Origin of the sequence: Catenovulum sp. SX2, from assembly GCF_052056295.1 — a bacterium.
Lineage (GTDB): Bacteria > Pseudomonadota > Gammaproteobacteria > Enterobacterales > Alteromonadaceae > Catenovulum.
The window spans coordinates 115,347-128,364 of the sequence record NZ_CP182494.1; the positions used below are offsets into that span (position 1 = coordinate 115,347).

A 13,018-nucleotide genomic window follows, 5' to 3' on the forward strand; every position below is an offset into this window, starting at 1 on the left:
TTAACCTTTCGTTACACACTGGGCATGAGTCAGGGTTTAACTCCCACCACTGTCCCCTAACCAACTTACCATTATAGTTTAGATATTTAAATTGAGCCGTACCGCACTTAGGACAGGTGTTAAATACCATTTGAATGAATATCGCGATCACAACCGAGGTAAAAGCCAACCAAAACAAACAAACTTGCTCAGTTTTAGAAATTAAGTGAAATAACACAACAAATATAAAAACAGCAATGCAAGTTTTCAAAACGGGTAAAAACTTAGCCCTTTTTTGTTGATAAATTTTCGCTGAACTCTCAACTTTCATGTAAACCTAACAGCTATCTACCATGAATTTGCGCTTTCTACATTGTTGTAAATTTGCTAACTCATGAATAAAAAATAATTAATTTCAAAAACTTAGTCGATTTGAAATTAAAGTCAATCATATTTTACATCAATAAACGCCAATGCCTGTGCGAAACAGAGAATATTTGGCTGCACACCCAGCCAAATGTTTTAGCTAAAACTATCTGTCGCCAAGCGTTTTTCAACTTCTTTTAGGTGATGCATAGTTGTTGTTTTTGCTAATTCTTCATCTCGCTGCATTAGCGCATTTAGCATATTGCGGTGTTCTTCTAATACTGCATCAGCATTGTTTTGGCGTAGTTTATGGTGAAATTGTTTGTTTACGACTGATGTTTGTCGTGCCTGCCACAGCCATTCATAGAGTGAAATCAAAGCGTTATTTCGTGTTGCTCGTACTATAGTTAGGTGAAACTTTTGGTCGATTTTTTCCGCTTTGGCAATATCACCTTGTTCCGATGCCACTTGCATGGCTGTGGTTAATTGCATTAACTCATGCAATTCGCTGTTGCTGATGCGAGTTGCAGCTAATTTGGCCGCTTCGGTTTCTAAAATTAACCGAGTTTCTAATATTTCAAACGGGCTAGGGAATTCGTCGGCCAATTCAATTGGGTTAGCGGCTATAGGTTCTAATGCGTAAATGCCTGAGCCAGTTCTAATTTCAACCACTTGGTTAACTTCTAGAGCTATCATTGCTTCGCGTATGGTTGAGCGACTTACATTATATTTAGCTGCAAGATCTCGTTCTGACGGAAATCGCTCGCCAGGTTTTATTTCACCAGCAGATATTTCTGCGGCTAACTTGGTAGCAATTTGGATATATAAGCGTTTTTGGGAATTTTCCATAACTGGCGATTAAACGTAAAAAGCAACTAAGCTTATTATGCCTAAATAATTATTAGTTTAAAACCAACATGGCCTGACCATTTTAAATTTAGCTAAACGCTAGGTTAATTCTTAGTTGACTCGGTAAATTAAATGCTCTTACAATAAATTGGTCAGGCCAATGTGGAGTCGGAATGCTTTTAACTAACAAAAATTCTAAATTAAAGCTGGTGTTCGCTTTTGTTTTTGCAGGAATAACAACTCATTCAATTGCTGCGGATGCGACGGATAACAATAAACAGCAAATGAGCGAGAAAAATCCAGGGGACAGAGAAGGGCACAATATGCAAGAAGTTGTGCCAAGGGAAGCTATTCCCCCTGCGCCCATTCTAAATACCCAAGATGCACTTAACTCATTTGTACTGCATGATGATTTTGCGCTAGAAGTCATAGCAGATAGCCCGCTAGTCTTTGATCCGGTGGTTGTGCAATACGATGCCTCGGGCAATTTGTGGGTAGTGGAAATGACTACATTTATGCCAGATGCAGAAGCAAACGGAGAAATGCAGCATGAAAGCCAAATTGTAGTATTGCGCGACAAAAACAATGATGGTGTTATGGATGAGCGTCAGGTTATTTTAGAAAAATTGCTGTTGCCACGAGCGCTGGCTTTTGTTCAAGGTGGCATTTTATGGGCAGACCAGCAAAAATTGTACTTTACTGAAGTTTCGCATAAATCAGATAAATTTACTGTTGGTCAAACCGAGGTTATCGATGGCGAATATGCTGCAGGTGGCAATGTAGAACACAAACCTAATGGTTTGTTGTATAGCTTAGATAATTGGTACTACAGCGCTAAATCTGAGATTAAATATCGACCTTACCCTTTAACCGCTGATATTCCTGCTGGTGGCGAGGAGATATATCGCAATCATTTATGGAAAATGGTTAGAGCGCGTACTGAATATAGAGGGCAGTGGGGCATTAGCCAAGATGATTATGGCCGTCATTATTTCAATTTTAATTCTAGTTCTATCCTAACAACGTCATTTTTGCCGGATGTTGCCATTCGTAATCCAAAACATAAATTTCCCAAAGCTATTTTAGGTCAAGTGGTTGGTACAACTGATATTTACCCAGTTCGAGTTACCCCAGGTATTAATCGTGGTTATCTAGAAGGTATGCTGGATGAAAAGTATCGTTTACGTCACCACACTGCGGCTTGTGGGCCGTTAGTTTATCGAGGTAACCAATTTCCAGCAGAATATTATGGTATAGGCTTAGTTGCTGAGCCTGCGGCTAATTTAGTTAAGGCGACGCGCATTTTGGAGCAAGATGGTGTGGTTGCTGGTGAAAATTTATTTGAGAAACAAGAAATTCTCGCCTCGACCGATGAACGTTTTCGGCCGGTTAATGCCTACAATGCACCTGATGGTACAGTCACGCTCGTTGATTTTTACCACGGTATTATTCAGCATCGAACCTATTTAACCACTTATTTACGCCAACAAATAACTATGCGCGAATTAGAGCGCAACAAGCATATTGGGCGCATTTATCGCTTAAAACATAAAAAATCAGCCGTTAAAAGAAATAACTATTTAGATAAAGTTGCAGTTGCAGAGCTAGTGTCTTATCTCGGTCACGACAATGGTTGGCACAGAGATATGGCGAAACAAATAATTGTTATGCAGCAATACCAGCAGCTAGTGCCAGAGTTGAAAAAGCTTGCAAGCCGCAGTGATAATCCATTGGCGAAAATAAACGCACTCTGGACGTTAGAAGGTTTAGGTGTGGTTGATTTTGCTGTGTTAAAACAGGCCGCTTTATCGAACCAGCCTAAAGTTTTAGCAACTGTATACCGACTTGCCGAAAAATTACCAACTAACGCTGACATTCAAAAGTGGTTGTATCAACAAGCTTTAGTTGTAAATCCACAAAGTAAAAATGCACTAGAGCTGGCTTGTGGTACTCATAAAGCTTGGGCTGCATTGGCTTACATCATCAATAAATTCGCGTTATCTGACTTTAGCTTGGCCGCTCTGGCGGATGCCGAAGCCGCTTTTTTAGCTGAGCAAGGTCAGCAAATATCAGAACAAAGTGCTAATAAAATCAGAGCAGTTATGAATGTTCAATCGGTTGATAATTCAATGGCGCATTTATCTGAATCTCAAGTAGAGAGTTTTAACCGCGGGAAAGGTTTTTATCAAGGTGCAGCCGCCTGTTTTGGTTGCCATGGTAAAGATGGTGAAGGTAGCTCCATTGTGCCACCACTTAACAAGAGTGAATGGGTTGTGGGATCGAGTGCTAGGTTGGCGGCAATATTGTTGCACGGTTTTACCGGCCCTATGACAGTGAATGGTCAAGCTTATAACTCGCCTATGTCTATGCCTGGGCTTGCCGGTAATAGTGAGTTTAGCGATCAAGATTTGGCAGATATCGCCACTTATATTCGTAATGCTTGGAACAATAGCAGTAGTGCTGTTGAGAGCACTGAAGTAACCAAAGTGCGTCAACAAACAGCGCAACAAAACCAGCCGTTTACCACAGAAACAATACAAGACAATTTTAATTAATGGGCAAGCAAATGGATGCAAACATAGTCAAGTTAGGTGTGATTGGTTTAGGCAATATCGCGCAACAACACATAAACAATATTCTGCAAGGTGAAGTTGAAAATATTCAGTTAACCGCTGTATGTTCGCGTCAGCAACCAGAAAATGAGTTGGCAGGCGTTCAGCACTTTAGCAGCTACCAACAATTAATAGATTCTGGCTTGGTGAACGCTGTATTAATAGCTACACCAACTATGTCGCATTATGAAATTGCCCAATACGCGCTCGAAAAAGACATTCATGTATTGTTAGAAAAACCCATAGGTTTGTCTGCGTATGAAGGTGAAAAGTTAGTTGCCAGTACGCAGCCAGGCACCCAATTTGCCCTGATGTTAAACCAAAGAACCGATGCCAATTACGTTAAAATTAAACAAATAGTTGACTCAGGTGTGCTAGGTGCGATTACCCGTACTCATTGGACTATGACAAATTGGTTTAGACCCGAAATTTATTTTCAAGCAAGCGACTGGCGCGCAACATGGAAAGGTGAGGGCGGCGGCGCTTTAGTAAACCAATGCATTCATAACATTGATATTTTTCAGTGGATTTGTGGTGTACCAGTAGCCATTAACGGCTTTTGTGAATTTGGTAAATATCACGATATTGAAGTAGAAGATGAAGTGACTGCTTACTTTCGTTATGCCAACAAAGCGACAGGTGTTTTTGTAGCATCAACCGGCGAAGCGCCAGGTGTGAATCGTTTTGATGTAATTGGTGATAAAGGCAGTTTACATTTTGACTCTGGCAAATTGATTCAAAAACTCAACAAACAGAGCACACAAACATTTAGCCGCAATACCACAGATATGTTTGGTATGCCGGAAGTTGCAACAACTGACGTTACTGTCAATGATAAAGTAAACCAGCACGCAATTATCTTGAATAACTTTGTTCGCGCTATTTTGTTTGGCGAACCTTTAATGACACCTGCGCACGCGGGTTTAGCATCACTTGATATTGCTAATGGCATTTTAATGTCGAGTTGGACAAATCAACAGGTGTCACTGCCGTTAGATCGCCAAGCCTACCAACAGCAATTAGAGCGAAAAATCGCATCCTCTAAGTTACGAATTAAGAGCAATATTCAAGCAACTGTTGATATGAGCAAATCATACCGCTAAGGATTAATTTATGTCGTTAGATAATTTACAAGCTCTATCACAACAGCCATGGTTTAAGCGTGTGCCTGCTTATGTCAAATTAAGTGGCCCGGGTTGGTTGCAAGGCGCTATGACTTTAGGTGGTGGCAGTGCGGTTACTTCTCTAACCATAGGCGCTACTTTTGGTTACGAATTATTGTGGGTGCAACCTATCGCCATGATAATTGGCTGCATCATGTTATTTGCTTTGTCGCATCAAACATTACACACCCAAGTTAAACCTTTTTCAGCAATGAAAAAACACGTCAGCGTGTATCTCGCTTGGGGCTGGGCGATTGCAGCTTTTGCTTCGTCAATTATTTGGGGCTTTGCCCATTACCCTTTAAGCGCAGGTATGCTTGAAGAAATTATTGCTGTTAGCACAGGTGTTACTGTCGATAATGACTCTGGGTTAGATCACGATATCTATCTACTCATTTTAGCTTTGCTGGTTTGGGCAGGATGTGCCTATACAGCTTGGAGTTATGGCTCGCATGGCCGTGCAGTTAAAGTATTTGAAACTGGGATTAAATTACTCAGCGGTATGATCATTATTGCGTTTGCTTGGGTTGTAATAAGCGCTGCGCTTAACGGTAAAATTAACTGGGTCGCGGTTTTAGCTGGTTTTGTGCCGACATCCCTGCCAACTGATGGTGCTGGCGTTACCGTTGTCATGGCGGCACTAGGCAGTGCAGTTGGTATCAATATGACCTTTATTTACGGCTACACCTTATTGCATAAAAAATGGAATAAACAGCATGCCGAATTGGCGCGCTACGATATTGCACTAGGTTTAGTGCTGCCATATTTTTTAGTCACAAGTTTAATTTCTATCGCAGCGGCTGGGGCGTTTTTCGGCTCTGATATGGATATTCAAGGTAAGTTAAGCCCAATGCAAGCAGGCACTATGTTTATGTCGGCCGGATTAGACGAAGTAACTAGTCGTTTAATATTTGCCTTTGGCATTTTAGGCATGGCTGTTGGCTCGTTAGTAATGCATATGTTGTGTTGTGGCTCTGCTGCAGCGGCTATGTTTAACTGGCCGGAAGATGGCTTCAAATACAAGCTCGCTTTGCTTGCGCCAACACCTGCTGTACTTGGGGTATTTTATTGGTCACAAATGGGCCCTTACCTAGTAGTGCCGACCTCAGCAATTTGTGGGTTTTTATTGCCTATCGCTTATATAGGTTGGGCGCTGTTAAACAATAATAAAGCTTATTTAGGTGATGCAACGCCAGTTGGACGCAACAAACTAGTTTTTAATGCAGCAATGGCTTTATGTATAGCAGCAGTGCTATCAAGTGTTGTTTACGCAATGATTATCAAGTTAGGTTAAATAATTCATGAGTAATAAAGTTAATCATAAAGACGGCGCAACTTATGCGCCTGTTGGTCAGTCGGTTAAAGTTGTTGAGCCTAATCAATTTTATTTTTCAGTGGCGTTTTTAGATCATGGGCATATTTTTGGTCAGACCAATGGATTATTACAAGCGGGTGCAACGCTTAAATATGTGTTCGAACCTGATGCGAAAAAGCTCGCTGCATTTTGTGAAAAATACCCCGGTGTGCAAGTAGCCGACAGCTTTGAACAAATACTACAAGATGAACAAACGCAACTGGTTGCATCCGCCGCTATTCCTAATGTTAGAGCGCAAATAGGTATACAAGTGATGCAAGCGGGTAAAGATTATTTTACCGATAAATCGCCATTTACCACGCTTGAACAGTTGGCCGAAGTTAAACAAGTACAACAACAAACAAAACGCATCTATGCAGTCTATTACGCAGAAAGGTTGCACAATGAAGCGGCTTGGCGTGCCGGTGAATTAATCGCAGAAGGTAAAATTGGTAAGGTTATTCAAGTCATTAACTTAGCGCCACATAGATTAGCCAAAGAAAATCGCCCAGCATGGTTTTTTGAAAAAGCCAGTTATGGTGGCATTTTAACTGATATAGGTTCGCATCAAGTAGAGCAGTTTTTAACCTACTCGGGCGCAAGCGACGCTAGCATTAATTTTGCCCGTGTGCGCAATGCAAATAATGCGGACAAACCAGAATTAGAAGACTTTGGTGAAGCTTCGATGACAGGAGATAATGGTTGTTCGTTTTATACCAGAGTCGATTGGTTTACCCCTCAAGGCCAAGCTACTTGGGGTGATGGTCGCAGTTTTATTGTTGGTACTGAAGGCACCATTGAAATTAGAAAATATATGGATGTTGCGCGCGAAGCACCGGTTTCTAAGATATTTTTAGTGACACAAGAATCTGAAAGCGAAATTGACTGTTACGGCCAATCGCACTTTCCCTATTTTGGGCAATTGATTTTAGATTGTATTAACCGCACAGAATTCGCGATGAAACAAGCACATACTTTTAAAGCAGCAGAGTTAAGTATGCTGGCACAGAAAGTAGCAGATGAAGCTTTAGTTTGAGTAGTTGAACAGAGTCAATTTGCCCGAACCTTCATCGGGCAAAATACTCTTAAAAATAATCCTTTATAACTCAGTAATCACGATATTTTTAAATCTAACCACATTATCGCGAGCGCCAGTTTCAGCAAAAGCTTTGCTGCCATGGTGTTGAATACCGATAAAACCTTGTGCATCTTTAGTATCAATTACGTGTGTGGTTAACACACCATTGAGGTAAATTTTTATCTCTGAGCCGATACACTCAATTTTATACTGATTCCATTCATCCGCTTTGTAAGCGTTCGATTTTGCGACCGTCCAATCTGGTGACAAATTTTGTTTAAAATCTTCGTCTGGGTGAGAGCGGCTTGGATGTATAGGGTTTAACCACTCACGTCGGCCTTGGTCGTATAAACCGCCACTCCATTTTCTGTCGCTTGGGTCAACTTCGGCTTGGTAACCATAAGCTTCTTGGAAGTCACCTTTGTCTCTAACTTGTGCGCGGAAAATAAAACCTGAGTTGTAATATTCGCTAATGCCTGATGGCATTTTAACTTCAGCCTCGAATATAAAGTTTTTATATTGTTTTTTAGTTAGGTAAAACCAATTGCGTTTGGAGATAAGCTCAATTTCACCGTCAACCAGCTTAGCTTCGCCATCATTGTAGACGTTTTGCCATTGGTCTAAAGACTGAAGCAAATTAGTTTTATTGTTCTTTTCGACACTGGTATTTGCACAACTGCTTAATAATAAAACGGCAAGCACTAGGTAACTTTTTAGCATATTTATTCCTTGATTTAATTGGCCTGACCAATTCTAGTGTTTATCAGTTTTGTCTGCAAGGTAAAAGTTACCCGTGTGTGGGGATTGAATTGCCACTCATAAAACCACATTAATAAGTGTTATAGCAGGATAAGGAGAGGAATAATGAAAACAAAATTAGTCGTTTTTTTCCTATTAATCACAAGTAACACAGCTTTCGCTAAAGAGTGTACTGTGTTGCTGCATGGAATGGCACGTACTGAAAATTCAATGAACAGGTTAGCCGAAGAGCTCAAAAACGAAGGCTACGAGGTTTTAAATTATGGATATCCTTCCACTGATTTAAAAATTGAAAAAATAGCACAAATTCATTTACCTAAGGCAATTGAGCAATGTGGTGACGCTGACATTGAAAAGATCAATTTCGTTACGCATTCATTAGGCGGCATTGTTTTAAGGAAATATTTGAGTGAAAACAAACTAGAAAATTTAGGTCGAGTGGTCATGCTGGGGCCACCAAACAAAGGAAGTGAGGTTGTAGACAAACTTAAAAAACTGCCGGGTTTCAAATTAATCAACGGACCAGCAGGTTTACAGCTTGGTACGAGCGAAGATAGTGTTCCAAATACGCTTGGCCCGGTTACCTATCCAGTGGGCGTTATTGCCGGCAGCTCAACTTTTAACCCAATTCTTTCTCAGATGTTGCCAGATCCAGATGATGGAAAAGTATCAGTAGCGCGTACTAAGGTAGAAGGAATGACTGACCATGTGGTTATGCCAGTCACACATACATTTATGATGAAAAACAAAGAGGTTATTGAACAAGTAATCACATTCTTGAAATCAGGCAAGTTCAAAAAATAGTTATTCAGCTTTTATTACTAAACCTCTGCCTAAATCTTTAGCCCGGTACAAAGCTTGATCTGCGCGAGAGAGCGCTTTAGCTATGCTGCTCTCGTTCGTTTGTAGTTGAGAGAGGCCTATGCTGGTTGAAATCGAAATAACCTGTTCTTCCAAATTAAGCTCTAATTGAGTTAAAGACTCTAGCTGATCGTCTAGCTTGTCTAATTGTGATTTCTCAATTAACACGACAAATTCTTCGCCACCTAAGCGATAGCAGTGCACTGACTCTTTGGCAAACCAGCCACTGAGCTCTTGGGCAAATTTAACCAACACTTTATCGCCGAAATCATGGCCGAAGGTGTCGTTAATATTTTTAAAATAATCTATATCAATAAGCAGCAGGTAATATTGAAGATTTGATTCGTTTTGACTAATTAAACGTTTGGCATCTTCGATAAGTGCACGACGGTTTGGCAGTTTAGTTAACGGATCTTTCCTCGCTAAATCGTGTTCTTGGCTATAACTGTAATGCATGTAGATGTATACAGAAAGAAAGTTGGCAAATGTGCTGGCGCTGCGCTGATCAAAATACTGTGAAGTTACTTCATCACTAAAGCCAAAATTGAGTGTACTGTAACATACATTTTGTTTGATCAAGGGCACGTCAAAACAAGCGAAGATGCCATTTCGCGCGAGCGCGTCTGTATCAATGTAATTTTTGCCACTGCTATGTGAATAAAGATCGGCTTGTCGTTGTTGAAAAACCTGACCAACAAAAGAGCCGTCAACCGGCATTTCAGTGCCAAGCTCTATAGCTGTGTTGCCCGCCAATGAAAATACAGTAAGTGCTTTTGAGTCTTCATTGTATAGCGTGATACTCACTCTCGAAACGTCGAAAATGTAGTAACACCAAGAGGCTATACATGCCAAAGTTTGCTCGAGATCACTGGCCAAATTCAGCTCTTCGATAAATTTTATCGGTAATGCAATATATTCGTGTTCAAGTTCTGACATGGAAGAAATTTCAAAAATATAACTTCATTGAGTATAGGACTCATGGTCATTTTTGCAATTCTAGGCGAGTTTATGGCGAGAAACATAAGGCTGTAGGGCGCATAACCGCGCCCAACAATTTGATGGCTAATTAAAATTAACTCTTACCCCCGCGCCTAAACGTCGGCCAGCGTATTCAACACTGTATATTCGGCCGTACGATTGTTCACGAATTGTGCCTTCATCAGTCAGGTTAGTGCCTTCAAAAAAGACCGCCACATCTTCAGATATATCGTAAGACGCGCTCATATCTAACTGGCCATATGCTTGGCCATAACGTGCGTCGCCACCGCCGCCTTCACCTTGTAAGATAAAGCGGTCGCGCTTGTTATAAGCTAGGCGCATACCGAAATCACCTTTCTCATAAAAAGCAATTAAGTTGTATGAATTTTTCGCAAAACCAGTGACACCTTCTTCTGTAGGTAAAGCAAAATTATCTAACCTATCACTCTGGTCTTTTTTATCGTTAGATGAGCTTTTGGCGTAAGTGTAGTTTGCTTGAATTCCCAAACCATCAAATGGTGAGGGTAGATAATCAAAGTTGTGCAACAAGGCTAATTCAAAACCGCTAATTTTTCCGCCATCGGTATTTTGATAACGATTATCCAGCGCAAACAATCGGCCTAAAGTTGGCACATCGTAACCAGTATCGATACGGGTAACACTTTGTTCAATACCTGTGGTGATGTCTTTTGAGAATAAACCTAAACTAACGGCATTGCCGTTGTCAGCATAGTATTCTAAACCTAGATCAAACTGTTTAGCTTGGAAGGGTTCTAATTGTGGGTTCGAGCCATTAATAACAAAATTTTCGAAGATGCCACTGGTACTCATTTGCACAGATGATTGCGACATGCCAGGCGGTGTCATCACTTTGGATGCAGATGCGCGTAAAATTAATTCATCGGATAACTCTAGCTTAAAGTTCAAGCTAGGTAACACAGTATCAAAGTCTTTTTTCGCGGTTAACGGCTCAGCTTCGCCGACAAACGCGATATTAGAGCCGCCTTGGTGAACTATGGTGCTTGAGTTGAACTGAATGTCTTGTGCCACACCTGAGGTTGTACGTTCGATATTGACATAACGTAAACCAAAATTACCCGACCACGGCATAGCAGCAAGCTCGCCGCCTAAATTTAATTTTACGTACAGCGAATTTGATTTTTCATCTGTAGTAAAGGTTTGGCCAGCTTGTTTAGTCATTATTAATGTGTCGGGCGCATTTTCTTCAACAAATGCTAAAAACTCATCGGCATCAAAAGTTGCCCAAGCGCGTGGAAAATTACCAGGCTCTTGCGACATAAAATTATCAAATGGGAAAGGTTTAAACAAATCATTGGGTAGATCAAATTTGTCGGCATTTCTGCCACAGCCTAAACCACACCAGTTTTGATTATTCACATAACCGACCTGTGATTTTTCCCTATCTGACAAAAAGTAACCCGCTTCTAATGTTTCAAGTATGCCGATAGATAAATCTAAATTAGCATCAAACCTTGCTTCTAACACTGAATCTTGACGTTGCTGCTCACGCAAACCAACAAAGTGTGCTTGAAAAAGCGCTGGGTCTTGCATATTTGTGCCCGGCGTTGTGATGTCTGGGATGTTATTGCCAGTGGTTGCATCGAATTCATAGTTAAAACGAGCGCCTGGTGTTAGCTGATCTTCACGATGCACATTTTCAGCTTTTGAATAAGAAATATCCGCAGCAACTGACAAACTTGAGCTTAAAATACCTTGGTAATTAAAACCAATTAAATGGGTTTTGGTATCGTCTTGAAATGGGCGAACTTCAATATCATTCGGATTGTTTGGCGCAGTAAATTTTACAAAAGTGCCATTTTCATCTTGTACATGGTTGGTTCTTACTGTGCCGCCTTCAGGCGAAAATTGGGTGCCATATCGAGTTTGGAAGTTGCCAAAATCTATCAGCATGGCATCTAGGGTAATTGTATGTTCATCACTTGCACGCCATTGAAAAGTAGAGGCGATACTTAAGCGTTCGCGCTCTTCAACTTCAGCGGTAAAATTTGGTTTATTTGGATGACGGCCTTTTACTTTATCGTTTGATACACCATCGTCGCTGGTATCGATAAAAGTCGACGCATAACCAACGTCTTGTAAATCGAATCGGTCGATGCGGCTTTGTTTATCTGAATATGAAACACCAACCAAGAAGCCCATAGAATCGTCATTCCAAGTTGTACTGTATAAACCTGAAATCTGTGGGCTGGTTTTACCAGAAATATTTTGATGTGTACCTTTAGCTGAAATAACTAATTTAGTACCTGGGCTAGCTAATGGTTTAGCGGCCTGCATATTGATAGTTGCACCAATACCACCTTCGGATAAATCAGCAGTAGGGGATTTATGCACTTCAACACCGGTTAAAAGCTCAGGCGCGATAATTTGAAAATCGAAATTTCGTTCAGTGTTGGTGGTGGCAATCGTGCGGTTGTTATAACGCACTGCGTTAAAAGTTGGGCCAAACCCACGCACAGTTACACCTGTGCCTTCACCATTTTGTCGGTCGATAGAAACGCCAGTAATACGTTGTAACGATTCAGCCAAGTTTTGATCAGGAAACTTACCTATATCCTCCGCTGTAATCGCATCTACTACATTAATCGCTTCGCGTTTAACATCATTTGATTTTAATAAACTGCCACGAATACCTTTTACTTGAATGACTTCAGCTGGCTCTGCCGTTGAATTAGTTTGTGCTTGAACTATGTTTGGCATGGTCAGAATACTTGTAACTGTAGCGGCCACAAGTGAACGGTTTAAATTTAATTTTGACATCTTTCCCTCGGTTCTTTGTTATTTATCAATTTTTTGTCTGTAGTTGGTGGTAACCAAATACCTCAAATAATGTAATATATTATTAACAATGTTTTCGAGTGGCCGTTTGTCTCTTTTTAAAATGTCGTTTTAACACGAGAAAAATAAGGGGTTATGGATTCAAAAAATACCCAAATGTCTCAATAACTGGTTGGTAGTCAGCCAATCTTAAGCTTTTATT

Annotated in this window: 9 protein-coding genes; 5 read left to right on the forward strand and 4 right to left on the reverse strand. The window is 40.7% G+C overall.

Annotation, left to right across the window (positions count from 1 at the left end):
- Positions 1–501 precede the first annotated feature (501 nt).
- The gene (locus ACMZOO_RS17940) at positions 502–1,194 is read right to left on the reverse strand and encodes a FadR/GntR family transcriptional regulator (RefSeq protein WP_440906607.1); all 693 of its coding nucleotides are present in this window, start codon (positions 1,192–1,194) and stop codon (positions 502–504) included.
- 173 nt (positions 1,195–1,367) lie between these two features.
- On the opposite strand from ACMZOO_RS17940, the gene ACMZOO_RS17945 reads away from it, so the two are divergent.
- Genes ACMZOO_RS17945 through ACMZOO_RS17960 form a run of 4 tightly spaced genes read left to right on the forward strand, consistent with a single transcriptional unit; the run spans position 1,368 to position 7,359 of the window.
- Positions 1,368–3,749, forward strand: coding sequence for a PVC-type heme-binding CxxCH protein (locus ACMZOO_RS17945; RefSeq protein WP_440906609.1), 2,382 nt, complete (start codon positions 1,368–1,370; stop codon positions 3,747–3,749).
- A gap of 11 nt (positions 3,750–3,760) precedes the next feature.
- Complete coding sequence (locus ACMZOO_RS17950) at positions 3,761–4,909, forward strand: Gfo/Idh/MocA family protein (protein WP_440906610.1); 1,149 nt, start codon at positions 3,761–3,763, stop codon at positions 4,907–4,909.
- Positions 4,910–4,919: 10 nt separating this feature from the next.
- Positions 4,920–6,263, forward strand: coding sequence for a divalent metal cation transporter (locus ACMZOO_RS17955; protein WP_440906611.1), 1,344 nt, complete (start codon positions 4,920–4,922; stop codon positions 6,261–6,263).
- Positions 6,264–6,270: 7 nt separating this feature from the next.
- Entirely contained in the window at positions 6,271–7,359 is a 1,089-nt protein-coding gene (locus tag ACMZOO_RS17960) for a Gfo/Idh/MocA family protein (protein ID WP_440906612.1), read from the forward strand.
- 63 nt (positions 7,360–7,422) lie between these two features.
- Here ACMZOO_RS17960 and ACMZOO_RS17965 read toward each other — a convergent pair whose 3' ends face one another.
- Positions 7,423–8,121 (reverse strand): 3-keto-disaccharide hydrolase, encoded by a 699-nt coding sequence (locus ACMZOO_RS17965; RefSeq protein ID WP_440906613.1) that lies wholly within the window; start codon positions 8,119–8,121, stop codon positions 7,423–7,425.
- 144 nt (positions 8,122–8,265) lie between these two features.
- On the opposite strand from ACMZOO_RS17965, the gene ACMZOO_RS17970 reads away from it, so the two are divergent.
- Positions 8,266–8,964: an esterase/lipase family protein gene (locus tag ACMZOO_RS17970; RefSeq protein WP_440906614.1), complete on the forward strand. Its 699-nt coding sequence runs from the start codon at positions 8,266–8,268 to the stop codon at positions 8,962–8,964.
- On the opposite strand, the gene ACMZOO_RS17975 is transcribed toward ACMZOO_RS17970, so the two are convergent.
- Complete coding sequence (locus ACMZOO_RS17975; RefSeq protein ID WP_440906615.1) at positions 8,965–9,957, reverse strand: sensor domain-containing diguanylate cyclase; 993 nt, start codon at positions 9,955–9,957, stop codon at positions 8,965–8,967.
- Between the two features lie 126 nt (positions 9,958–10,083).
- Positions 10,084–12,798 (reverse strand): TonB-dependent receptor, encoded by a 2,715-nt coding sequence (locus ACMZOO_RS17980; RefSeq protein ID WP_440906617.1) that lies wholly within the window; start codon positions 12,796–12,798, stop codon positions 10,084–10,086.
- Positions 12,799–13,018 lie beyond the last annotated feature (220 nt).